Annotated in this window: 20 protein-coding genes and 1 tRNA gene; 8 read left to right on the top strand and 13 right to left on the bottom strand. The window is 63.4% G+C overall.

What is annotated here, in order from left to right; all coding sequences use genetic code 11:
• Positions 1–72 precede the first annotated feature (72 nt).
• The 4 genes from htpX to def all read right to left on the bottom strand — a co-directional run bounded on the left by htpX (position 73) and on the right by def (position 3,322).
• On the bottom strand, positions 73–930 hold the full coding sequence (gene htpX / locus OKW30_RS18120) for a zinc metalloprotease HtpX (RefSeq protein WP_429347287.1): 858 nt from the start codon (positions 928–930) through the stop codon (positions 73–75).
• Positions 931–1,035: 105 nt separating this feature from the next.
• Positions 1,036–1,677, bottom strand: a complete 642-nt coding sequence (locus tag OKW30_RS18125; RefSeq protein ID WP_429347288.1) for a LysE family translocator — start codon at positions 1,675–1,677, stop codon at positions 1,036–1,038.
• Positions 1,678–1,802: 125 nt separating this feature from the next.
• Positions 1,803–2,789 carry a methionyl-tRNA formyltransferase gene (gene fmt / locus OKW30_RS18130; RefSeq protein ID WP_429347289.1) on the bottom strand — a complete coding sequence of 329 codons (987 nt, stop codon included), beginning with the start codon at positions 2,787–2,789 and terminating at the stop codon, positions 1,803–1,805.
• 29 nt (positions 2,790–2,818) lie between these two features.
• On the bottom strand, positions 2,819–3,322 hold the full coding sequence (gene def, locus OKW30_RS18135; RefSeq protein WP_187631062.1) for a peptide deformylase: 504 nt from the start codon (positions 3,320–3,322) through the stop codon (positions 2,819–2,821).
• A 277-nt stretch (positions 3,323–3,599) separates the two neighbouring features.
• On the opposite strand from def, the gene dprA reads away from it, so the two are divergent.
• From dprA to OKW30_RS18150, 3 genes are all read left to right on the top strand, one after another.
• Positions 3,600–4,829, top strand: coding sequence for a DNA-processing protein DprA (gene dprA, locus OKW30_RS18140; protein WP_429347290.1), 1,230 nt, complete (start codon positions 3,600–3,602; stop codon positions 4,827–4,829).
• Positions 4,830–4,930: 101 nt separating this feature from the next.
• The gene (locus tag OKW30_RS18145; RefSeq protein WP_018418960.1) at positions 4,931–5,308 is read left to right on the top strand and encodes a thioredoxin family protein; all 378 of its coding nucleotides are present in this window, start codon (positions 4,931–4,933) and stop codon (positions 5,306–5,308) included.
• 308 nt (positions 5,309–5,616) lie between these two features.
• A complete protein-coding gene (locus tag OKW30_RS18150; RefSeq protein WP_184069030.1) occupies positions 5,617–8,283 on the top strand; it encodes a DNA topoisomerase III in 2,667 nt (888 codons plus the stop codon).
• A 188-nt stretch (positions 8,284–8,471) separates the two neighbouring features.
• On the opposite strand, the gene OKW30_RS18155 is transcribed toward OKW30_RS18150, so the two are convergent.
• Positions 8,472–9,578, bottom strand: a complete 1,107-nt coding sequence (locus OKW30_RS18155; RefSeq protein WP_090802249.1) for a LysR family transcriptional regulator — start codon at positions 9,576–9,578, stop codon at positions 8,472–8,474.
• A 60-nt stretch (positions 9,579–9,638) separates the two neighbouring features.
• On the opposite strand from OKW30_RS18155, the gene OKW30_RS18160 reads away from it, so the two are divergent.
• Complete coding sequence (locus OKW30_RS18160) at positions 9,639–9,908, top strand: hypothetical protein (protein ID WP_184025764.1); 270 nt, start codon at positions 9,639–9,641, stop codon at positions 9,906–9,908.
• Between the two features lie 12 nt (positions 9,909–9,920).
• On the opposite strand, the gene OKW30_RS18165 is transcribed toward OKW30_RS18160, so the two are convergent.
• Positions 9,921–11,777, bottom strand: coding sequence for a phosphoenolpyruvate carboxykinase (GTP) (locus OKW30_RS18165; protein WP_429347291.1), 1,857 nt, complete (start codon positions 11,775–11,777; stop codon positions 9,921–9,923).
• Between the two features lie 387 nt (positions 11,778–12,164).
• Here OKW30_RS18165 and OKW30_RS18170 point away from each other — a divergent pair, with 387 nt between their 5' ends.
• Positions 12,165–13,178, top strand: coding sequence for a D-2-hydroxyacid dehydrogenase family protein (locus OKW30_RS18170; protein ID WP_184025762.1), 1,014 nt, complete (start codon positions 12,165–12,167; stop codon positions 13,176–13,178).
• Between the two features lie 63 nt (positions 13,179–13,241).
• On the opposite strand, the gene OKW30_RS18175 is transcribed toward OKW30_RS18170, so the two are convergent.
• Together OKW30_RS18175 and OKW30_RS18180 are read right to left on the bottom strand one after the other, a co-directional pair.
• Positions 13,242–14,120, bottom strand: a complete 879-nt coding sequence (locus tag OKW30_RS18175) for a patatin-like phospholipase family protein (protein ID WP_184025761.1) — start codon at positions 14,118–14,120, stop codon at positions 13,242–13,244.
• 75 nt (positions 14,121–14,195) lie between these two features.
• Positions 14,196–14,600, bottom strand: a complete 405-nt coding sequence (locus OKW30_RS18180; RefSeq protein ID WP_018418954.1) for a PaaI family thioesterase — start codon at positions 14,598–14,600, stop codon at positions 14,196–14,198.
• Between the two features lie 200 nt (positions 14,601–14,800).
• On the opposite strand from OKW30_RS18180, the gene OKW30_RS18185 reads away from it, so the two are divergent.
• Positions 14,801–14,876: transfer RNA gene (locus OKW30_RS18185), tRNA-Lys, on the top strand.
• Positions 14,877–14,990: 114 nt separating this feature from the next.
• Positions 14,991–15,392, top strand: coding sequence for a complement resistance protein TraT (gene traT / locus OKW30_RS18190; protein ID WP_429347292.1), 402 nt, complete (start codon positions 14,991–14,993; stop codon positions 15,390–15,392).
• Positions 15,393–15,506: 114 nt separating this feature from the next.
• Here the strand turns inward: traT and OKW30_RS18195 are convergent, their stop codons facing one another.
• Complete coding sequence (locus tag OKW30_RS18195; RefSeq protein WP_429347293.1) at positions 15,507–17,024, bottom strand: sensor domain-containing diguanylate cyclase; 1,518 nt, start codon at positions 17,022–17,024, stop codon at positions 15,507–15,509.
• Positions 17,025–17,460: 436 nt separating this feature from the next.
• Here OKW30_RS18195 and OKW30_RS18200 point away from each other — a divergent pair, with 436 nt between their 5' ends.
• Positions 17,461–18,048: a LysE family translocator gene (locus OKW30_RS18200; RefSeq protein ID WP_429347294.1), complete on the top strand. Its 588-nt coding sequence runs from the start codon at positions 17,461–17,463 to the stop codon at positions 18,046–18,048.
• Positions 18,049–18,088: 40 nt separating this feature from the next.
• Here OKW30_RS18200 and OKW30_RS18205 read toward each other — a convergent pair whose 3' ends face one another.
• From OKW30_RS18205 to dbpA, 4 genes are all read right to left on the bottom strand, one after another.
• Complete coding sequence (locus OKW30_RS18205; protein WP_429347295.1) at positions 18,089–18,961, bottom strand: AraC family transcriptional regulator; 873 nt, start codon at positions 18,959–18,961, stop codon at positions 18,089–18,091.
• Positions 18,962–19,102: 141 nt separating this feature from the next.
• Positions 19,103–19,897, bottom strand: coding sequence for an ABC transporter substrate-binding protein (locus OKW30_RS18210; protein ID WP_184074342.1), 795 nt, complete (start codon positions 19,895–19,897; stop codon positions 19,103–19,105).
• A 64-nt stretch (positions 19,898–19,961) separates the two neighbouring features.
• Positions 19,962–21,116 carry a pyridoxal phosphate-dependent aminotransferase gene (locus tag OKW30_RS18215; protein ID WP_184074344.1) on the bottom strand — a complete coding sequence of 385 codons (1,155 nt, stop codon included), beginning with the start codon at positions 21,114–21,116 and terminating at the stop codon, positions 19,962–19,964.
• Between the two features lie 340 nt (positions 21,117–21,456).
• A complete protein-coding gene (gene dbpA, locus OKW30_RS18220) occupies positions 21,457–22,860 on the bottom strand; it encodes an ATP-dependent RNA helicase DbpA (protein WP_184074346.1) in 1,404 nt (467 codons plus the stop codon).
• Positions 22,861–22,866: the final 6 nt, after the last annotated feature.

Raw genomic sequence — 22,866 nt, forward strand, 5'->3', positions numbered from 1 at the left:
TGTGAAAAAAAGCGGGCCTCGCGGGCCCGCTCTTCAGTACTTCAGGCTCGACGCGCCGAGCGACGCGGCGCCTCAGTCGAAGCGCCCGGTGCGCGCCATTTCCATCAAACGCGCGATGCGTTCCTCGGTCGCAGGGTGCGTCGAGAACAGACTCGCGATACCGCCGCCCGACAGCGGATTCATGATCATCATCTGCGCGGTGGCCGGATGCGCCTCGGCCGTCGGGAACGGAATGCCGCTCGCATAGCGATGGATCTTGTCGAGCGCCGACGCCAGTGCCTGCGGGTCGCCCGAAATCTGCGCGCCGCCCCGGTCGGCTTCGAATTCGCGCGCACGCGAAATCGCCATCTGGATCAACGCACCCGCAATCGGCGCGAGCAGCGCAACCGCGATGCTTGCGATCGGGTTGGCGGGACGGCCGTTTTCGTCGCGGCCGCCGAAGAACATCGCGAAGTTCGCCAACGCGGAAATCGCGCCGGCCATGGTCGCCGAAATCGTCGAGATCAGAATGTCGCGATGCTTCACGTGCGCGAGTTCGTGCGCCATTACGCCGCGCATTTCGCGCTCGGACAGTACGCGCAGAATGCCGGTGGTCGCCGCGACTGCCGCATGCTCCGGGTTGCGGCCGGTGGCGAACGCGTTCGGCGCGTCTTCGTTGATCAGGTAGACGCGCGGCATCGGCAGGTTCGCGCGCGTGGCGAGATCGCGCACCATCCGATAGAACTGCGGCGCGCTGTCTTCGTCGACTTCCTGCGCGTTGTACATGCGCAGGACCATCTTGTCGGAGAACCAGTACGAGAAGAAATTCATCCCAAGGGCGATCACGAGCGCGACCATCATGCCGCGCGACCCGCCGATCATCCCGCCGATCACGATGAAAAGGGCCGTAATCGCGGCCATCAACATCGCGGTTTTCACCCAGTTAAACATGTCTGCAACTCCTTGCCCCGAGCGTGGCCTTCATCTCCGTGCCGCGCGATTGCGGCGCCAGATTGTAAGCGAAATGTTAGATAGGGGCGATGCGGGAAAATTCAATCATCGCGAGGCGCTCGCGAGTTTGATGCCCAGCCCGACGAACGCGCTGCCGACGCCGCGATCAAGCCAGCGCTTGACCGCCGGTTTGCCCGAGAAACGCTGCGTGACGCTGCCCGCGATCCACGCGACGAAGCTGTTCCAGACCATGCTCATCAGCACGAAGACCGCGCCGAGCGTGAGAAACGCGAAGGTCTTGTGTTCGCTGCCCGTCGTGACGAATTGCGGGAAGAACGACACGAAGAACAGCACGACTTTCGGGTTCAGAACGTTGGTCCAGAAGCCTTGCAGGAACAGCTGCCGCAGCGACTTCGGCGTGGACGACGCGCGCGCATCGCCGATCGGCGCATCCGCGGCCGGTTTCGTGAAGATCAGGCGCACCCCCAGATAGATCAGATAAATCGCGCCGACGAATTTGACGATGGTGAACGCCGTAGCCGACGCGGCCAGCAGCGCGGTCAGTCCAAACGCGCAGGCAAGCGAGTGAATGCAGCAGCCCGCCGAAATGCCGAGCGCCGACATCAGCCCCGCGCCGCGGCCCTGGGCAACGCTGCGCCCGACGATATAAGCGGTATCCGGCCCCGGCGTGATGTTCAGGAGAAAAACCGCGACGATGAAAAACTCGAAATGGACGATGCCGAACATGTGATGCACCCTCGAAAACCTGGTCTGCTGCACGGAAGATTCTAACGCGCGTCGCGCTCGCGGCGGGCGCGGAGAACACCGGCCGAATGGACGATGCTCCGGCGTGCGAGACGCGCTTACTGCGCCTAAGGAAGCTGGAAGCGCTGGCCTGCGGCGAGCGGCGAGCCAGCAAGGAATTCGCGCACCGGCAGGCGCTTGCCGCCGGGCTTCTGCAATTGCGTCAGACGCAGTGCACCTTCGCCGCAAGCGACCAGCACGCCGTCGGGCGCAACCTCGACGATGGTGCCTGGCGCCTTGTTGCTGCCCGACGCCGGCTGGGCCACGGCGGTGGCGGCCCAGATCTTGACGGTGCTGCCGTCGTCGAGCGTGCCGGCGCCGCCGGGGAACGGGTCGAACGCGCGCACCTGACGCGCAAGCGCCTCGGCCGGCCGGCGCCAGTCGAGCGCCGCTTCGTGCTTGGCGATTTTCTCGGCGTAGGTCACGCCGTCGGTTGGTTGAGGGATCGACGTCAGCTTGCCGCTGCGCTCGAGCTCGATCAGTGCGTCGACGATCAGTTGCGCGCCGTCCCCGGCGAGGCGGTCGTGCAGCGTGGCGGTGGTGTCGTCGGCGGAGATGGGGGTGCGTACTTCGGAAATCATCGCGCCGGTGTCGAGTCCAGCGTCCATCTGCATCAGCGTGATGCCGGTTTGCGCGTCGCCCGCCTCGATCGCGCGATGAATCGGCGCCGCGCCGCGCCAGCGTGGCAGCAGCGACGCGTGGATGTTGATGCAGCCGAAGCGCGGAATGTCGAGCACTTCCTGCGGCAGGATCAGCCCGTAGGCGGCGACAACCATCACATCGTGCGGCGTCGCGCGCAGTTGCTCGATGCCGGCGGCGGCTTCCTGCGGATATTTGCCAGCGCGGCGCAGCGACGTGGGCTGTGCAACCGCGAGGCCGTGCTCCTGTGCGTAGCGCTTGACCGGACTCGCCTGCAGCTTCATGCCGCGACCCGCCGGCCGGTCCGGCTGCGTCAAGACGAGCGGCACGGCAAACCCGGCGCCATGAATCGCGGCCAGCGCGGCCGCGGCGAATTCCGGTGTGCCGGCAAAGATGACGCGCAACGAATGACTCATGAATGGGCGGTAGGCAAGTTGAAAGCGCGTTACATCGCGTGGGCGAGCTTCTTCATCTTGTTCTTGATGCGCGTTTGCTTCAGCGGCGACAGATACTCGACGAACACGTGGCCCATCAGGTGATCCATTTCGTGCTGAATGCACACGGCGAGCAGCCCCTCGCAATCGAGCTCGAACGTTTCGCCCTTCTCGTTGAGCGCACGCACGCGCACTTTCTCGGCACGCTCGACGTTGTCGTAGATCCCGGGCACCGACAGGCAGCCCTCTTCCGACAACTTCCTCTCATCGCTCGACCAGACGATTTCCGGATTGATGAACGCGAGCAGTTCGTCGTGCGTTTCCGACACGTCGATCACGATCACGCGTTCGTGCACGTCCACCTGGGTGGCGGCGAGGCCGACGCCGGGCGCCGCGTACATCGTTTCGGCCATGTCCGCGACGAGACGGCGGATACGGTCGTTGACCTCCGGGACTGGCTTCGCCACCTTGTGCAGCCGTTTGTCCGGGTAATTGAGGATGCTCAGTAAAGCCATGATTTCGAGTGTGATTTGAGACGCCGCCAACCGTTGGAGGCTCGCGTTGGCCATTTGGCCAGGTTGTGAGCCCGTCGTAATACGCAGAGGATAGATGATGTCGAACCGGTTCGATTCAACGCGCCTCGTGCGCCCGACGACGAACCCGCGCCGGTAAGCGCGGCGCCGCGATTATTCGCGGCTCATTGCCGTTTTATTTCCGCGTTTTTATTTCGGATGATGAAAATTTTAGCATGGCGCCCGCCTGCCCGCAGGCCCCGCCAGAGGAGCGACCCGCATGCAGAGCTTGCCCGCGACCCGTATCGAACTTGCCGCCTGGCTGCGGTTGTCACTTGCGCCGGGCCTAAAACCCGCGGCGTTGCGCCTGTTGCTGGGCGCATTCGGGCTGCCGCAGGCGCTGTTGGCGCAGTCGCCGGAGACGCTCGCGGAGGTCGCCGGTGACGCCGCGGCGCGCGCGGTGCTGGCGCCGCCGGGTCCAGCGTTCGACGGCCAGCTCGATGCAGTGCTCGCATGGCGCGAGCAGCCGGGCAACCAGATCGTCACGCTCGACGATCCCGCCTATCCGCCCGCGCTGCTGACGATCCCCGATCCGCCACCGCTCCTATATATAAAGGGCCGGCTTGATTTGCTGCATACGCGCGCGGTCGCGCTGGTCGGCAGCCGCAGCGCGACGCCGCAGGGCATCGAGGATGCGCGGCGGTTCGCGCGAGAGCTGTCGGCGGCGGGCGTGACGGTCGTATCGGGGCTCGCACTCGGCATCGACGGCGCCGCGCATCGGGGCGGGTTGGAAGGTGTCGGCGGAACGGTCGCGGTGGTAGGCACCGGCGCGGACCTCGTATATCCCGCCGCGCATCGAGCGCTCGCGCGGCAGATCGCCGCGCAGGGTGCGATTCTCTCGGAGTGGCCGCTCGGCACGCCGGCACGCGCCGCCAACTTCCCACAGCGCAACCGGCTGATCGCTGGGCTGGTCAGCGGAGTCGTGATCGTCGAGGCGGCTATGCGTTCCGGTTCGCTCATTACCGCGCGGCTTGCCAATGAGATAGGGCGCGACGTGTTCGCGTTGCCCGGATCGATTTACGCGCCGTTGTCGCGCGGCTGTCATCGGATGATCAAGCAGGGAGCGCGGCTCGTGGAAACGCCTGACGAGGTGCTGGAGGAGCTCGGTTTTGCCCGGCGGCCGGCGGGCGATGCGAGACGCTCGGCGAAGCGGGCCGTGCCGCTGGAGCATGCGGGTTTGCACGTTTCGTCGGGTGGGACCGCTTTGCCCGCTACGACCGCAGCCTTCGCCGACTCACCGGCGTCCGGGCCGGCCCCGCAGCCGGCGCTCGCCCCTGACGCACAGCGTCTGCTCGCCGCGCTCGGCCATTCGCCGACCACGCTTGAAATTCTCGCCGCCCGTACCGAGATGGAGAACGCCGCCCTGCACGCCGCCTTGCTCCGGCTCGAACTCGCCGGCGAGGTCACGCTGCTGCCCGGCGGCCGCTTCATGCGAGCCCATCATGACTGAGCCGAGACTGACCGGCGTCAATGCAGATTGGCAACTTTTCGCGACCGGCCATGCTACATTCGCGCCAAAGCACCCGACAAAACACACAAGGAAATCACTTCATGCCCGCGCTGAACCTCGACACCGACCAGGACCGGATCGCCGAGCGCGTCAACGAACCCGACACGCTGTTCGTTGCATGCCTGTGCGCGGAGTGGTGCGGAACGTGTCGCGAGTACCGGGACTCCTTCAACCAACTGGCCGAGCGGCACCCGGAAGTCTGTTTCGCATGGATCGACATCGAAACTCATGCGGATCGGTTCGACGATCTGGACGTCGAGAATTTCCCGACCGTCCTGATCGAAGACTCGGTGACGACACGGTTTTTCGGTACGGTTTTGCCACAGGTGTCGATCGTCGAGCGGATGCTGTCGGATCTGACCGCGCTGCCCGGCGTAACCGGTGCGCCAAAGCTGCGGCCGGCGCTGGCGGTCGCCTGAAGGCGGCCTCGCGCGCCGCCCGGTCAAACGGAAAGCCTCGCGACGCGCGGCTTGCGGCACAGGCCCCCGCCGATCATTTGGGACAGCATCGCGGCTGGCATCGCTGTCCGCACGCGGCGTTTGCCGCAGTTGCTCAACCTCTGGACGCGCAATTATGATGACGCGCTTTTATGGCACTTGACCCGTTGGGTTCGCGCCTTGTGCTATAAAGCGGTCGTTATTGGGTCGAAAGAGGTCTCAAGCGAGCGTCGCGCGCCATGTTGGCCCTCAAGGCCACCAACCCGGATCTACCAACCTCACATCGAGTCATGTCCAAAGCACTGATCATCGCCGAAAAGCCTTCTGTCGCGAACGACATCGCGCGCGCTTTGGGCGGCTTTACCAAGCATGACGAGTACTACGAAAGCGACGACTACGTCCTTTCGTCGGCAGTGGGCCACCTGCTGGAAATCGCCGCGCCCGACGACTACGAAGTCAAGCGCGGCAAGTGGAGCTTTGCCAATCTGCCCGTCATTCCTCCGCATTTCGATCTGAATCCGATCGCGAAGAGCGAATCGCGCCTGAAGGTGCTGACCAGGCTGATGAAGCGCAAGGACATCGACCGTCTGATCAACGCATGCGACGCGGGGCGCGAGGGCGAACTGATTTTCCGCCTGATCGCGCAGCACGCGAAAGCCAAACAGCCGGTGCAACGGCTGTGGCTGCAGTCGATGACGGCCGGCTCGATCCGCGACGGTTTCGCGCGTCTGCGCAGCGACGAAGAGATGCAGCCGCTCGCCGACGCGGCGCGTTGCCGCTCGGAGGCGGACTGGCTCGTCGGCATCAACGGCACGCGCGCGATGACCGCGTTCAACAGCAAGGGCGGCGGCTTTTTCCTGACCACGGTCGGGCGCGTGCAGACGCCGACGCTATCGATCGTCGTCGAGCGCGAAGAAAAGATTCGACGCTTCGTGCCGCGCGACTACTGGGAAGTGAAGGCGGAGTTCGTCTGCGCGGCCGGCTTCTACGAAGGCCGCTGGTTCGACCCGAAATTCAAGCGCGACGAGTTCGACCCGGAGAAGCGCGATTCGCGCCTCTGGGCGTTGCCCACGGCAGAGACGATCGTCGCGGCTTGCCGCGGCCAGCTCGGCACGGTGACCGAGGAGTCGAAACCGTCGACGCAGCTGTCGCCCGCGCTCTTCGACCTGACCAGTCTGCAGCGAGAAGCCAACGGCCGCTTCGGCTTTTCGGCGAAGAACACGCTGGGTCTCGCTCAGGCGCTGTACGAAAAGCACAAGGTACTGACCTATCCGCGAACCGACGCGCGCGCGCTGCCGGAAGACTATCTGGACACGGTCAAGCAGACGCTCGGCATGCTCAAGGAGAGCAACAACTACCTGCCGTTCGCGAAGCAGGTGCTCGACAAGGGCTGGGTGAAGCCGAACAAGCGCATCTTCGACAACTCGAAGATCAGCGACCACTTCGCAATCATCCCGACGCTGCAGGCGCCGAAGAATCTGTCCGAGCCGGAGCAGAAGCTCTACGACCTTGTCGTGAAGCGCTTCCTTTCGGTGTTCTTCCCGGCCGCCGAATACCGTGTGACGACGCGTATCACCGAGGTGGTCGGCCATCACTTCAAGACCGAAGGCAAGGTGCTCGTCGAGCCGGGCTGGCTGCAGATCTACGGCCGCGAAACCAGCGGCGATGACGCGAACCTCGTGCCGGTGCAGAAAGACGAAAAGGTCAAGACCGACAAGATCGCCGCACAGCAACTGGTCACGAAGCCACCAGCGCGCTACAACGAAGCGACGCTGCTGTCGGCGATGGAAGGTGCGGGAAAACTGGTCGAAGACGACGAATTGCGCGAAGCGATGGCGGCCAAGGGGCTCGGCACGCCGGCAACGCGCGCGGCGATCATCGAAGGTCTGCTCACCGAAAAGTACCTGATCCGCGAAGGCCGTGATCTGATTCCGACCGCCAAGGCCTTCCAGCTGATGACGCTGCTGCGCGGCCTCGGCGTGAAGGAGCTGACTGCGCCGGAGCTAACCGGCGAATGGGAATACAAGCTGTCGCAGATGGAGCGCGGCAACCTGCCACGCGACGCGTTCATGCAGGAAATCGCGCGCATGACGCAGACTATCGTCAAGCGCGCGAAGGAATACGATTCCGACACGATCCCGGGCGATTACGCGACATTGCAGACACCTTGCCCGAATTGCGGTGGCCAGGTGAAGGAAAACTACCGGCGTTTCGCGTGCTCGAAGTGCGAGTTCTCGATCTCGAAGATTCCGGGCGGCCGTCAGTTCGAGATCGCCGAAGTCGAAGAACTGCTGCAGAACAAGACGATCGGGCCGCTGTCGGGCTTCCGCAGCAAGATGGGGCGGCCGTTCTCGGCGATCCTGAAACTGTCGCTCGACGACGAGATCAAGAATTACAAGCTCGAGTTCGACTTCGGCCAGGACGCGGCCGGCGAAGACGGCGAGCCGCCCGACTTCTCCGATCAGCAGCCGGTCGGCGCGTGTCCGAAGTGCCAAGGCCGCGTTTTCGAGCATGGCATGAGCTACGTCTGCGAAAACTCGGTGGCGAATCCGAAGTCGTGCGACTTCCGTTCCGGCAAGGTGATCCTGCAGCAGGAAATCGCCCGCGAGCAGATGGCCAAACTGCTCGAGGAGGGTCGCACCGATCTGCTGACGAACTTCAAGTCGTCGCGTACCGGCCGTAACTTCAAAGCTTTCCTCGTCAAGCAGAACGACGGCAAGATCGGCTTCGAATTCGAGAAGAAGGAGCCGGCGGCGGCGAAGACCGCAGCGGCGAAAACTTCGGGTGCTCGTTCCGGAACCAAGGCGATGTCGGAAGCGGACGAAGGTGATACCGCGGTGGCCGTGAAGGCCGAGCCGGCGGAAAAGAAGGTGGCGGCGAAGAAGGCGCCCGCCGCCAAGTCCGCGGCGGCCAAAAAGGCACCGGCGAAAAAGACCGCGGCGCGAAAAACCGGCTAGTAGGGCGAGATTCGGATCGGCGGCTCGCGGTGGCAGCAGGAATAGCTACATTAGCCACCGCAGTCGGCGATCCGTGCACAGCCCGCGGTGTAGTCCGCATCTGTCCATGAAAAAAGGCGCAGTCACTTGAGGTGACTGCGCCTTTTTAATGCCGGCCCGCATCGCTGCGGGCTTCGACATTCAGAGATTTACAGCGGCGATAACGCCGTCGGGCGTGGACTGCGATTGGACGACTTCGTCATCGGCTTCGGCACGGCCGGCGACAGCTCGCTATCGAGAAGCCGCGACAGCGGCTCGGCGCCATCGAACGCTTCCGGTGCGCGCGACTCGGCAGTCTCGAACGCGGCCGACGTCGCCGGACGCTCCAGACCGTCCTTGATCCACTGCTCGCCGAGCACGCTGTTCGGCGTCTGGTTGAAGTGCTCGACCAGATGGTCGATGAACGTGCGCACCTTGGCCGGCAGGTGACGGCGGCTTGGGTACGCAATATTGATCTCGACCTGCGGCAAACGGTAATCGCCGAGCAAACGCACGAGCCGGCCGCGCGTCATGTCGCGACCGATCAGATAGCTCGGCAGAATCGCGGTGCCCATGCCGAGCAGCGCAAACTGTCTCAGCATCTCCGTGTTGTTCGCGACGATCACGTTCGACGGCCGCACGCGCACTTCGCCTTCCGGCCCCGTAAACACGCGTTCATCGCCCCAGTATTCGGATGGCAGGCTCAGGCACGGGTGCTCGAGCAGATGTTCGGGACGCGTCGGCATGCCATGCTTTTCCAGATAAGCCGGCGTCGCGCAGACGGTCATGCAGCCCGTGGTCAGACGCCGCGTAACGATACTCGCGCTGCGCATTTGCCGCGCGATCACCACGCCGACGTCGAAGCCCTCCTCGACGAGGTCCACCTGACGATCGACCAGCGTGACGTCGGGAATGACTTTTGGATAGCGCTCCGCGTACGTTTGCAGCACGGGCGCGAGGTTATGCAGCCCGAACACGACGGGCGCGACGATGCGTAGCGTGCCGACGGGTTCGTGATTGCGAGCGACCACCATCTGTTCGACGTCTTCCAGTTCGTCGAGAATCTGACGGGCGCGCTCGAGGTAGACCTGACCGGATTCGGTCAGCGACAAGCTGCGGGTCGTGCGATTGAGCAGCCGCGTACCAAGACGGCCCTCGAGGTCAGCAACGTGACGGGTGGCGACCGCGTTGGAAATATCCATGGCGCTCGCGGCGCGGGCAAAACTGCCGAGATCCGCCACCTTGACGAAAACTCGCATCGACTGCAAATGATCCATAGGACAACTCCCTGCCTTGTTACTGCTTCCTGACAATTGGTGAAAACCAGTGAAGCGAACTTGGAATTCTCCTACGACTCGCAAAATCGTGCAGAAGTTGCCCGCAAAATAGGAAATATTGTCAATTTTGGTACGACTGTGTCGATAAAACCGGGGTCCGACCAGCGATTATTCCCAAATCAAAAACAATCTGCTGCGCTGCAGCTTGCTCTGTCTTTTTTGTTTGAACAGACGCAACGGTCGTTCGGCCGTTGCGGAACTCGAAAAAACGGAAATAAACCGGGCGCCCAACGAAAAAACCGCCCGAGAGCGGCTTTTTATGCTGAGTGAGCACTCACATAATCAAGCTGTGAGTTTTTCCTCGAGCGCGCGCTTCGCCTCAGTCAGTGCCGGCGGCAGACCGTGTTGCAGCGTGTCAAACAGCTTCGTGTGCAACACGAGCTCGTCGCGCCATGCAGCGTCATCGACGGAAATCACCTGCTCGAACTGCTCGCGGCTGAAGCTCAGCCCGCTCCAGTCGATGTCCTCATAGTGCGGCGAAATGCCGAACGCATGCTCTTCGCCCTGCGCGGTGCCTTCGATGCGGCCGACCATCCAGCTCAGCACGCGCATGTTCTCGCCGAAGCCAGGCCACACGAACTTGCCGTCCGCGCCCTTGCGGAACCAGTTCACGCAGAAGATTTTCGGCAGCGTCGCGCTCAACTGGTGCAGACGCTCGCCGGTCTTCAGCCAATGAGTGAAATAGTCGCTCATGTTGTAGCCGCAGAACGGCAGCATCGCGAACGGATCGCGGCGCACCACGCCCTGCTGTCCAGCCGCCGCGGCGGTGGTTTCAGAGCCCATCGTCGCCGCCATGTAGACGCCCTCGACCCAGTTGCGCGCTTCAGTGACGAGCGGCACGGTGGTCGAGCGGCGGCCACCGAAGATGAATGCGTCGATTGCCACACCGGCCGGGTTTTCCCAGTCCGCGTCGATCGACGGGCACTGCGAAGCCGGCGCCGTGAAGCGCGCGTTCGGATGCGCCGCCTTGCGGCCGGTTTCCTTTGCCTCGGCCGGCGTCCAGTCCTTGCCCTGCCAGTCGATCAGATGCGCCGGCGGCTCGTCGGTCATGCCTTCCCACCAGACGTCGCCGTCGTCGGTCAGCGCGACGTTCGTGAAGATCACGTTTTCCTTCAACGTGGCGAGCGCATTGTAGTTGGTCTTTTCGCTCGTGCCGGGCGCTACGCCGAAGTAGCCGGCTTCCGGATTGATCGCGTACAGGCGGCCGTCCTTGCCCGGCTTGATCCACGCGATGTCGTCGCCGATCGTCGAGATTTTCCAGCCGTTCAGGCCCGCCGGCGGGATCAGCATCGCAAAGTTGGTCTTGCCGCACGCCGACGGAAACGCCGCCGCCACGTGATGCTTGCGCCCGTCCGGCGAGGTGACGCCGAGAATCAGCATGTGTTCGGCGAGCCAGCCCTCGTCGCGGCCCATCGTCGATGCGATGCGCAGCGCGAAGCACTTCTTGCCGAGCAGCGCATTGCCGCCATAGCCCGAGCCAAAGCTCCAGATTTCGCGCGATTCGGGGAAATGCACGATGTACTTGGTCTTGTTGCAAGGCCACGACACGTCCTGCTCACCCGCCGCGAGCGGCGCGCCGACCGAATGCACGCACGGCACGAACTCGCCGTCCTCGCCGAGCACGTCATACACCTTGCGGCCCATGCGCGTCATGATGCGCATATTGGTCGCGACATACGGGCTGTCGCTCAACTCGACGCCGATATGCGCGATCGGCGAGCCGAGCGGGCCCATCGAGAACGGCACCACGTACATCGTGCGGCCGCGCATCGCGCCATCGAACAGGCCGTCGAGCGTCGAGCGCATTTCGGCCGGGGCGATCCAGTTGTTGGTGGGGCCGGCGTCCTCGGCGCGCTGCGAGCAGATGAAGGTGCGATCCTCGACGCGGGCGACGTCGGACGGATCGGACCAGGCGAGATAGGAATTGGGACGCTTGGCGGGGTTGAGTTTCTTCAGGGTTCCGGCTTCGACCATCTGCGCGCACAGGCGGTCATATTCTTCCTGCGAGCCGTCGCACCAGACCACTTTTTCAGGCTTGGTCAGCGCGGCGATGCGCTGGACCCAGTCGATCAGCTTGCGGTGTTTGACCCATGTGGGCGCCTCGATAGTGGGCTGGCCTTCGAACGAGGGATGATTCATCGACTTGTCTCCGTTTGAAGCAATAGAAAAACGGTACAAGCCCGCGGGACGCTGCATGCGAGAGGCATTGAATTCATCGCGCCGACGTGTCAATTTTCCACTGGCGGCGCATGATTGCGCAGATCGTCCTGGGCCACACAGCTTGCCAGGCGGAGGCGCGCTTCCTACAAGGCTTCTGCAACCTTGTGTAAAGCGGCTTGCCTCAACACGCAACAAACTGCTAAAAACGTTCTCAATTCGCCTTCACGTAGCGTTGCCGTTCTTTTGTGTGCGACAGCTTCTACGGTAGGGCATCTAGCCAGACTAACGTGTGACCTAAGTCACATGGTGGGACAGTCAGCATAACATTCCGTTCGCACCAACGAGGTGCGCCGCAAATTACATACCATGAAGATTGCCATCCTCGACGATTACCAGGACGCCGTTCGCAAGCTCGACTGCTTTCAATTGCTGGCCGACCAGGAAGTCAAAGTATTCAACAATACCGTGCGCGGTCTCGGACAACTTGCGAGCCGTCTTGCGGAAGTCGACGCCCTCGTTCTGATTCGCGAACGTACCCGCATCACGTCGCAGCTACTCGACAAGCTGCCGCGTTTGCGCATGATCAGTCAGACCGGCAAAGTGTCGAGCCACATCGATCTAGCGGCCTGTACCGAGCGCGGCATTGCCGTGCTCGAGGGCAGCGGTTCGCCGGTCGCGCCGGCCGAACTGACGTGGGCACTCATCATGGCCGCCCAACGGCGTATTCCGCAATACGTGGCAAACCTTAAACAGGGCGCCTGGCAGCAGTCGGGGCTGAAGACGTCGGCGCTGCCGCCGAACTTCGGTTTGGGGCAAGTGCTGCGCGGACAAACGCTAGGGATCTGGGGCTACGGCAAGATCGGCCGACTCCTCGCTGGCTACGGCAAGGCGTTCGGCATGAACGTGCTGATCTGGGGCCGCGAGCACTCGCGCGAAGCCGCTCGCGCCGATGGCTACAGCGTCGCGGCGAGTCGCGAGGAACTGTTCGAGACCAGCGATGTGCTGTCCCTGCATCTGCGTCTGCACGACGACACGCGTGGCATCGTCAAGCAGGACGATTTGATGCGCATGAAACCGACCGCGCTGCTCGTGAACACGAGCCGCGCCGAGCTGCTCGAAGAGAGTGCGCTGGTGAACGCGCTGTCGCACAACCGTCCGGGGATGGTCGCGATCGACGTCTACGAAAGCGAGCCGATCCTGCAAGGCTACAGCCTGCTGCGCATGGAGAACGTGATCTGCACGCCGCACATCGGCTACGTGGAGCGGGAGAGCTACGAACTGTATTTTTCGGCGGCGTTCAACAACATCCTCGCGTTCGATGCCGGCGATACCGCCAGTGTCGCGAATCCGGAGGCGTTGCAGGGCGGGCGTCGGCGGTGATTGGTGGGCGAGGCGGCCGGCGGATCAGATGTGTGCCCGCCCCGCCCCGCCCCGCCGCGTCGCTCATCGCGCTTCGTGCGCTCCCGCCTCCATCAATGCAGGGATGCGTTCAAGGAAGACCTCACCGTCGGCACGGCCAAGGTTATAGGCGTGCACCATCTGCGACGGACTCGTGTAATCCCAACTCGAAATCGGCACCTTGCGCGACGGTTGCACGTAAAGCCGCTGCTGGACGCCGTGTGGCACAACGAACATCTGCGGCCGCGGATAAAGACGCGTGACCATCACGAGCACGTTGCCCGGCGCGTCGGCATCTAGCGCGCCGACCGGCACGTTGTCGACCATGCCGCCGTCCAGCACCGGCCGGCCGTTGCGCCGCAGAACCGGCGTGAACGGCGGTGTACTCGACGATTGCAGGATCAGGTCGGCCAACTCGTCGACGCTCGCGCAATCCTGCGCGCGCACGAATTCCGGATGAAAGCCAAGCGTCCGACCGAGCGTCGGATGCAGCGTCTTGCGCACGTATTTTTCGATGTTGTACGCGACCAGCCCTGCCGCGACCGCACTTCTCGCGCCGAGCCAGCGCGGCAGATGCGACACGCCGATGCGGATTTCCGGCGCCTGCGCGAGCCTGGAGAACTTGTCGCCATAGATATCGAGCAGCGCCTGACGGTAGATCCGGTAATGCGGGAACACCGACTCGCCGCGCAGCAGATTGCCCCAGTAGGCGTTGCGCGTGTTGTGGCGCAGTGCGTCTTCGTAATAGCGCATAACCCAGTCGGAGTCGCCGCGCGTGTAAATCATGCACGCGGTTGCGGCGCCGGCCGAAATGCCGGTGATCACGCGCGGACGGATGTCGAGCTGCGGCTGCACGACGTCCCAGAAACCCGCCTGCCACCAGCAGCGGTTGCCGCCGCCGGCGAATACGACCTGATCGAACATGCTGCTTTTCCTTGCTTTCCTTTGCTCTTGCTGCACGCAGATTGTGTTGGCGGCCCCCTCGGGTCCGACGCGCATTCACTCGAGCAGCGCGTAAGTCGTAGTGGCTTGAACCGCCATGTTGCCGCCTTCGTCGAACAGTTCGACTTCGCCAAACACGAGATTGCGGCCCATGCGCAGCACGCGCGCCTTGATCAGCACATCGCCCTTGCGGACCGCGCGCATGAAGTTGATGTTCAGCGACACCGTGCTCATCGGCTTGAAGCCGCCGAGCGCGGCGGTGATGGCGACGACCATCGCCGTGTCCGCGGCCGCCATGAATACCTGGCCGCTGATCATGCCGCCCGAGTGTCGCCACTCGCCAGAGAACGGCAGACGCAGCGTGGCGCTTTCCTCGTCGACCTTGATCGGCGTCAACGTGAGCGCCCGGACCCAGGGGGCGAGAACTCGGTCGAGCAGCTCGGTAATCTCTTTGTCATCCATGGGAATCCCCGGGCGAAAGCCGCGATGCTGCGTGCGGGAGGTGTCCGCGACATGATACCGGCAGCGTTGGACGCGTCGATGTTTTCGGGATGGCGGCTTTGTCGAGGAAACGCTCAAGTTCGGGCGATGCGGTCTTTTTAATAACACTGCGAAAAGGGCTTGGCAATCTCAAAAAGATCCTGCATAATTTCGCTTCTGTTGGGGCGTTAGCTCAGTTGGTAGAGCAGCGGACTCTTAATCCGTAGGTCGAGTGTTCGAGTCACTCACGCCCCACCACCAGATTCAAGCAAAAAGCCCGGTCACTGCGACCGGGCTTTTTGCGTTCTGGCGCCTGTGCAGGCAAATGGGACAACGCGGCTGCGGCACGCCCATTCGCAAACTACTGCGAGATTGCGCAAGCTGGCGACCCTATCACCATACGCCCAACACCCGCTCCCGCGTAATGGCCATGCCATTAGCACGCATGCCGCGCCGATCGCTGGCGCGGCCCTCGCGGGCGGCCTGATTGAACTGGTCGCCAACGCTGCAGTTAAAGACGTGTACTACACCGCCATTACCGACGTGCAAATCAAGGAGCGCCAGCACAGTGGCGTAGCGAGCCACGAAAACTCCACACACAACCTGGACCAAGGCAACAGTGGCGGCACAACCGTGACCTACAGCGAAGATACGAACTATCGTACGTATCAGACCCGCATCTTGAGCGTCGCCAACAAGGTGAATCTCGAGTTCGCTGAAGCAGCGCCGCCGCTGCGCAGTGGGCTGGTGCGCGTTATCGCTGGCTCGTTCTAATCCAGGCATCGACAACCGGCGCGAGGTAGCACGTCGCGGAAATCAGAAAGGGTTGCACGCGAAAGCGTCGCAACCCTTCTTCATTTCCGGCGCAGAAAAATCAGGAGCGACCGGTCACCCAACTCCCATTTGCGCAACCCTATTCCTGCCACCGGCCTTCGCCGTATACAACGCCTCATCGGCAGCCCGAACGACGACGCTGACATCCGTCACCCGATCCGACCGCGACGTGGTCGCGCCGATGCTGACCGTCACGCGACCGAACTCGCAGCCCAGGTGCGCGATGCCCAACTCGCCGATCGCCACGCGGATGTTCTCGCCGACCACCCCGGCACCGGCGGCGTCGGTATCCGGCAGCACCACGACGAATTCCTCGCCGCCGTATCGACCGACGCAATCGCCCGGCCGCTGGATCACCCTGCGGATGCAGCGCGCGACCGCGGTCAGCGCGACGTCGCCGGCCTGGTGACCGTAGGTATCGTTATAGGCTTTGAAGTGATCGATATCGACGAACAGCAGCGATAACACGCTGCCCGTGCGGCGCGCGCGCAGCCATTCGCGCTCGAGCGTTTCGCACAGCGCGCGGCGATTGGGCAGGCCGGTGAGTCCGTCCGTGCCGGCGAGCCGTTCGAGCTCGTGCTCCACCCGCTGTCGCCGCCGCAACTCGGCGCCGAGCCACGCCGCCAACACGATCACGCCGATCCCGAAGATCAGCATCAGCGAACCGATCGTCAGCGCGCGCCCCCACCAGCCCGCATAGATATCGTCGGTCGCCTCGGCGACCAGCACGATCAGCGGCAATTGCGGAATCCGTCTGAACGAGTAAAGCCGCTCGGCGCCGTCGAGCGGCGAAGACGCGATAAAGCTGCCCTCGTCTTTCGCGAGCAGGTGCTGGAAGAACGCCGTCTTGCTGATATCGCTGCCCGTCACGTGTCGATCGTCGGGCCGTCGCACGATGATCGTGCCGTCCGTTCTGACGATCGACACCGAGCCATGCTGCCCGATCCGCAGATCCGCGAACAGGCTCGCGAAATACTCCTGATCGATACCGAGCGCGACGATTCCCGCAAACGATCCGTCAGGCCGGGACAGACGCCGGCTCAGCGCGATGCTGCGCGAGCCGGGTCTGAGTCTCGAGTTGTACGGCGCGCTGACATCGAGCCCGAGATCCGGATCTTCACGATGAATCCTGAAGTACGGACGGTCCGAGAGGTTTCCCCCGCGCGGCACGTCGCTATCCGAATCGATCACGACGTTGCCCAGTGCGTCGATCACCACCATCGCGCCGACGTATTGCCCGGTCGCCGCGCGATCGAACAGGATCTCGCGCCGCAAACGCGGCGAATCGAGCACGCCCGGACGCCCGAGGCCATCGGCGACGGCCTGCAGCGACAGCGCGTACAGCTCGAAATTGCGCGCGATGTCGCGCTCGGTGATCGTCGCGACATCGCGCGTCGAATCGAGTGCGCGCGCAATCGCATCCTCGCGGCTCTGATACAGCGCGTAGCCACACAGCGCGAGCATTGCGAGCACCACGCCGCATCCCGTGTAGATGACGCCATCGCGTGGCATCCGCCATCTGCGCGCCCATGCGATCAGGACGCGAAACCGGGCCTTTCTTTTGTGGATCATGTGCTCTGCGTTTCCAACGGCGGGACTCAGTTTGTCGAAGTGCTCACTACGCTTCCGGTTTGTTGAGACAGAGCACCCAGCAGATAGCGAATCCATACGCAAGTGGAATCACGCATTTTCGAGGCTTCAGACTGTTTATCGGGCCGAATAATCGCCCGCTGCATAGGGGCATATCATAAGTTTCGATAAATAGAATTTACCTGATAATTCAAAAATTGTTTTTCCTCGGTAACGTTTGCGCGTATTTCTTTTTTAAATTCAAACGCGTGTTTGTTATCGAATCATCGCGTCATCGTCTAATGTTTTTGTGAACCGTTGAAGCCGCAGCGGTTTTACCTTCTTATCGATTGGGCAATTTCCTTCAATACATGCCCTCGCCGCCTCGGTACCGTTGAGCGTCGCAATCCATTCGCACACTCAGGTTTCGAGACATCCGATGACCGCATTACTCTCGATGGCCGCGTTCGCGCTCGCCAGTTCCATTTCTCCCGGCCCGGTCAACGTCGTCGCGCTGAGCGCCGGCGCGCAGCACGGGCTCGCCGCGAGTCTGCGGCACGTCACTGGCGCGACGGTCGGTTTCACGTTGCTGCTTCTGTTGATCGGCCTCGGCCTGCACGAATTGCTCGCGCGCTTTCCCAATCTGATCGAGATCGTCAAATGGGCGGGCGTGGGCTTTCTGCTCTACATGGCCTACAAGCTCACCATCGACAACGGCCAGCTCGGCGCGGACAAGCCGGCGCGCGGGCCGTCGTTCGCGCACGGCGCGGCCATGCAATGGCTCAATCCAAAGGCGTGGCTCGCGTCGCTGGCCGGCATGGGCGCGTATGCGGCAGGCGGCGACGGCGGGCTCGTCTGGCAATTCACGGCGCTGTACTTCGTGATCTGCTATCTATCGATCGCGAGCTGGGCGTATGCCGGCACGTTTTTGCGCAGGCATCTGCGTGAAGCGAAGCGGGTCCGGGTGTTCAATCGCGTGATGGCGGCGCTGCTCGCGCTCAGTGCGATGTATCTGCTCGTGGAGTGACGCGAGCCGCGCCTGCTTCCTGAGGCGGCTTCGTGCCGCGTCACGCTCCGCTGCGATATTGGCCCGGCGTCGCCGCCACCAGCCGCTTGAAGGTGCGCTGCAAATGCGCCTGATCGGCGAAGCCGGCATCGAGCGCGACATCGGCGATCAGTGCCCCGCGCCGCAGTTGCGCGCGACTGTACTGGATGCGTCGGTTGATCAGATACGCGTGGGGCGTCATGCCGTAGCGCAGCTTGAACGCGCGTATCAGGTGCGACGCGGACAGCCCGGTGGCTTCGCACACATCGTCGAGTTTCAGCGCGCGCGTGCAGTTTTCGGCGATGTACTCCGCGGCGCGCGCGAGTTGGCCGCTCACGGCACGCTCGGGCAGGCTCGCCGGATTGAGCGTTTGCTGCACGCTGGAGAAGAAGGTGATGGCCGCGCTTTCCTTGCGCAGCGTGTCGTTGTCGTCGTCGTTACCGGCGAGAATCGCACACAGCCGGTTCAGGCCGTCGAACAGCGCGGCGTCGAGCGTCATGATCTGCGAAAACGCGCGGAACGCATGGTTCTCGTTGAAGCCCAGCTCGTGCTGCAGTTTCGTGAACCACGCAACGTCGACGTGCAGCATCCGATACGACCACCGCTCGCCGGCAACCGGGTTGCACGCGTGCACATCGTCGGGGTTCATCATCACGACGGCGCCCGCGCCGACCCATTCCCGCGCGTGGCGGTTCAGGTACACGCTGCGGCCTCCCGTCACCGCGCCGATCGAAAACGTTTCGTGCGAATGTTTGGCGTAGCAGACCTTGCGGCCATCGTCGATGGAACGCGCCTCGATGAACGGCAGCGCCGCGCTGCGCCAGAAGCGCGGCGCGTCTGCGCCTTTTGCGCGTGCGGTGTTCGCAGCGCTTGCCGCTTCGATCGTCTCGCTCATGCGCGCTCTCCGGTTGATCCGCCGACTTCGCCGTTGTCTCCCACTTCGCGAAGCCTACGTATCGTAGCCGTCAAACGCATGGCCAACAAGCGAACGCGCGGCGCCGCTCGCAAACGGCGCTGCCGCCCGAACGCGACGCGATTACTTCGCGCTGACGTCGATATTGCCGAGATATTTCGCGGCGAGCGTCTTCACCGTGCCGTCGGCTTGCACCTTCGCGATCGCGGCGTTCAACTGATCGCGCAGCGCGGTATCACCCTTGCGAATGCCGTATGCGATGCCGCTGCCGAGAATCTTGTCGTCACGCACAGGCTGACCGACGAACGCGTAGCCCTTACCTTCGGGCTTCGACAGAAAGCCCGTTTGTCCGGCCGGCGCGAGCACGAGCGTGCCGTCGAGACGGCCAGCCGTCAGATCGGCATAGACCTGGTTCTGATCCTGATACGGCAGCACGATCACGCCGGCCGGTTCCCAATGCACCTTAGCGAAGGTCTCCTGAATCGAGCCTTGCAGTACGCCGATGCGCTTGCCCTTCAGCGACTCAGGCGTCGGCTGCAAACCGCTGTCGCTGCGCGCGATCAGCTGCGACGGCACGCGATAGACGACGGTCGTGAAATCGATCGCCTGGCGGCGCTGCTCGGTCGCGTTCATCGCTGAATTGATCGCGTCGAACTTGCGGCCTTGCAGCGCCGGAATCAGGCCGTCGAACGAGGTTTCGACCCACTTGCACTTCATGTGCGCGGCCGCGCAGACCGCGTTGCCCACGTCGATATCGAGCCCTTGCAGTTCGCCGTTCGGTCCTTTCGACTCGAACGGCGGGTACTGCGCTTCGAGGCCGAAACGCAGCGTCGCGGTATCGGCGGCGCTTGCGGCCGACGATGTTGCGAGCGACGCGCCGGCACAGGCCAGCGCCACCAAGCACTTGAGCAACTTCATAACATCTCCCTTCATTCTTCGAATACCTTGATGACTTCGATACTTCGAGTGTGCTCTCGCGCGCTCAGATTTCACACAAACGCCGCGCGCCTTCGAGCAGCGTCGCGTCGTCCTTCGAGAAACTCAGGCGAATCAGCCCCGAATCCGTGCCGTCGGTGTAGAACGCCGACAACGGAATCGTCGCGACGCGCGCATCGCGGATCAGGCGCAGCACGAAATCGCTGTCGCTTTCATCGGAGAAGCCGCGGAACCGGGCGAGCATAAAGAAACTGCCTTCGCTCGGCAACAGCTCGAAGCGCGATTCGCGCAGCGCATGCGCGAGCAGATCGCGTTTCTTCTGATAGAAGTCGGACAGGCCGAGGTAGCTGTCGCGATTGGCGAGCGCGTCGACGAACGCGTGTTGCATCGGCGTATCGGCGGAGAACACCATGAACTGATGGACCTTGCGGATCTCGTCCATCAGCGCGGCGGGCGCGAGGCAGTAGCCGACGCGCCAGCCGGTCACGTGGTACGACTTGCCGAACGACGACACGATCACGCTGCGCTCGGCGAGTTCCTGATGGCGCGCCATGCTCTGATGCTTCGCGCCGTCGAACACGACGTGTTCGTAGACCTCGTCGGACAGAATCACGATGTCGGTGTTGCGTGTGAGCGCCTTCAGCCGCTCGATATCGGCGTCGCTAAAAATCGTCGCGGTCGGATTGTGCGGTGTGTTGACGATGATCATGCGCGTCTTCGGCGTGATCGCGGCGGCGACTTCATCCCAGTTCACGCGGAAGTGATCGAGCGACAGCTTGATCGCGACCGGCTTCGCGCCCTGCAGGCGCACGATCGGGCCGTAGCTGTCGAACGACGGCTCGAAGTAGATCACTTCGTCGCCCGGATGCACGAGCGCGCTGATCGTCGAATAAAGACCTTCGCTCGCGCTCGCGAGCACGGTCACCTCGCTGGCGGGGTCGTAGCGCACGCCGTACAGCGTTTCGACCTTGTCGGCGAGCGCTTCGCGCAGCGCGCCGATGCCGGCCATCGGCGCGTACTGGTTGTGGCCGGCGCGCATCGCCTGCGCGACGCCGTCGACGAGCTTCGGGTCCGGCGCGAAATTCGGCGCGCCCTGCGACAGGTTCAACGCATCGTGTTGCGCGGCCAGTTGGCCGATCACGGTAAAAATGGTGGTGCCGACGTCCGGCAGTTTCGAGCGGGCTTGCATGGCGCTCTGCATAAGACTTTCTCCCTTTCTACACCCGCCGGCGGCCGCGCGAATGGCGGCGGCGGGGCGTTCCTTCCGGTGGGGTGATTAGGCATCAGCCAAAGAACGCTCACAATCGAAACTTTGTCATGCGCGGCATGCGTTTTCTTCATGGCTCGCGCGAAGCCGCTCGACGCAGACCTAAGCCGGCGGGTTCATGGTTTGCGGGGACGCGGTGCGGATTTCGGGGAACGCGGGTAACTGCGTAGGTATGAAGGAATGTGATGCTGAGCGGCCCGGTTGCGAAAACGGCCGCTGACGCGGCCGTTTTCGAGTTATTGGACTTTCAATGAAAGCCGGAGCTTCGGGTGAATCATGCTTCGTCCATCAAACGAACCTTGACCTTGCGCCCCTTCAGCTTGCCCGCGCTGAGCCGGCGCACCGCCTCGCGCGCGATGCTGCGCTCCACCGCGACATAGGTCGACATGTCGGTCACGTTGATCTTGCCGATCTGCGAGCCCGCGAAGCCGGCGTCGCCGGTCAGCGCGCCGAGCACGTCGCCGGGACGGATCTTGTCCTTGCGGCCGCCGAGGATCTGCAGCGTTTCCATCGGCGGCAGCAGCGGGTCGTTGCTGGCCGCCTTCAGCTCGGCCAGCTTGTGCCATTCGACGTCGCGCTTGTGCGCCTGCTCGATCCCACCGACGCGCCCCATCTCGTCCATGCTCGCGAGACTCAGCGCCCAGCCTTCCTGATCGGCGCGGCCCGTGCGGCCGATGCGATGCGTGTGCACTTCCGGGTCCGGCGTCACGTCGACGTTGATCACCGCTTCGAGTTGCGCGATGTCGAGGCCGCGCGCGGCAACGTCGGTCGCGACGAGCACCGAGCAGCTGCGGTTCGCGAACTGGATCAGCACCTGATCGCGCTCGCGCTGATCGAGTTCGCCGTGCAGCGCAAGCGCATGGAAGCCCTGCGCGCGCAGCACGTCGAGCAGATCACGGCACTGCTGCTTCGTGTTGCAGAACGCGATCGTGCTGACCGGACGATAGTGATTCAACAGCAGACCGACCGCGTGCAGACGCTCGTCTTCGGTCACTTCGTAGAAGCGCTGACGGATCTTGCTGTCGTCGTGCCGCTCGGCAAGTTTGACTTCCTTCGGGTTTCGCAGGAATTGCTGGCTCAGCTTCGCGATGCCCTCGGGGTACGTCGCTGAAAACAGCAGCGTTTGGCGCTCTTTCGGGCATTGCCTTACGACCTTCGCGATGTCGTCGAAGAAACCCATGTCGAGCATGCGGTCGGCTTCGTCGAGCACGAGCGTGTTCAGCGATTGCAGATCGAGGCTGCCGCGTTCGAGGTGATCCATGATGCGGCCCGGCGTGCCGACCACGACGTGCGCGCCATGTTCGAGGCTCGCCGTCTGCGGACGCATCGGCGTGCCGCCGCACAAGGTCAGCACCTTGATGTTTTCTTCCGCGCGCGCGAGACGGCGGATTTCCTGCGTGACCTGATCGGCGAGTTCGCGCGTCGGGCACAGCACCATTGCCTGCGTGCCGAATTTGCGTGCATCGAGGCGCGCGAGCAGCGCCAGCGAAAACGCCGCGGTCTTGCCGCTGCCGGTTTTCGCCTGCGCGATCAGATCTTGACCGGCGAGCGCGATCGGCAGGCTCGCGGCCTGGATCGGCGTCATCTCGACGTAGCCGAGCTGCGTCAGGTTCGCGAGCGTGGCGGGCGGTAGCGGCAGCTCGCTGAATGCGGCGCCGGCGGGGGTGGGACTGTTCATAGGATC

The organism is Paraburkholderia sp. Clong3 (assembly GCF_050436485.1).
GTDB lineage: Bacteria > Pseudomonadota > Gammaproteobacteria > Burkholderiales > Burkholderiaceae > Paraburkholderia > Paraburkholderia tuberum.

Coding starts and splice junctions, on each gene's coding strand:
- htpX (WP_429347287.1), bottom strand. CDS start 930: ATGTTTAACTGGGTGAAAACCGCGATGTTGATGGCCGCGATTACGGCC.
- OKW30_RS18125 (WP_429347288.1), bottom strand. CDS start 1,677: ATGTTCGGCATCGTCCATTTCGAGTTTTTCATCGTCGCGGTTTTTCTC.
- fmt (WP_429347289.1), bottom strand. CDS start 2,789: ATGAGTCATTCGTTGCGCGTCATCTTTGCCGGCACACCGGAATTCGCC.
- def (WP_187631062.1), bottom strand. CDS start 3,322: ATGGCTTTACTGAGCATCCTCAATTACCCGGACAAACGGCTGCACAAG.
- dprA (WP_429347290.1), top strand. CDS start 3,600: ATGCAGAGCTTGCCCGCGACCCGTATCGAACTTGCCGCCTGGCTGCGG.
- OKW30_RS18145 (WP_018418960.1), top strand. CDS start 4,931: ATGCCCGCGCTGAACCTCGACACCGACCAGGACCGGATCGCCGAGCGC.
- OKW30_RS18150 (WP_184069030.1), top strand. CDS start 5,617: ATGTCCAAAGCACTGATCATCGCCGAAAAGCCTTCTGTCGCGAACGAC.
- OKW30_RS18155 (WP_090802249.1), bottom strand. CDS start 9,578: ATGGATCATTTGCAGTCGATGCGAGTTTTCGTCAAGGTGGCGGATCTC.
- OKW30_RS18165 (WP_429347291.1), bottom strand. CDS start 11,777: ATGAATCATCCCTCGTTCGAAGGCCAGCCCACTATCGAGGCGCCCACA.
- OKW30_RS18170 (WP_184025762.1), top strand. CDS start 12,165: ATGAAGATTGCCATCCTCGACGATTACCAGGACGCCGTTCGCAAGCTC.
- OKW30_RS18175 (WP_184025761.1), bottom strand. CDS start 14,120: ATGTTCGATCAGGTCGTATTCGCCGGCGGCGGCAACCGCTGCTGGTGG.
- OKW30_RS18180 (WP_018418954.1), bottom strand. CDS start 14,600: ATGGATGACAAAGAGATTACCGAGCTGCTCGACCGAGTTCTCGCCCCC.
- OKW30_RS18195 (WP_429347293.1), bottom strand. CDS start 17,024: ATGATCCACAAAAGAAAGGCCCGGTTTCGCGTCCTGATCGCATGGGCG.
- OKW30_RS18200 (WP_429347294.1), top strand. CDS start 17,461: ATGACCGCATTACTCTCGATGGCCGCGTTCGCGCTCGCCAGTTCCATT.
- OKW30_RS18205 (WP_429347295.1), bottom strand. CDS start 18,961: ATGAGCGAGACGATCGAAGCGGCAAGCGCTGCGAACACCGCACGCGCA.
- OKW30_RS18210 (WP_184074342.1), bottom strand. CDS start 19,897: ATGAAGTTGCTCAAGTGCTTGGTGGCGCTGGCCTGTGCCGGCGCGTCG.
- OKW30_RS18215 (WP_184074344.1), bottom strand. CDS start 21,116: ATGCAGAGCGCCATGCAAGCCCGCTCGAAACTGCCGGACGTCGGCACC.
- dbpA (WP_184074346.1), bottom strand. CDS start 22,860: ATGAACAGTCCCACCCCCGCCGGCGCCGCATTCAGCGAGCTGCCGCTA.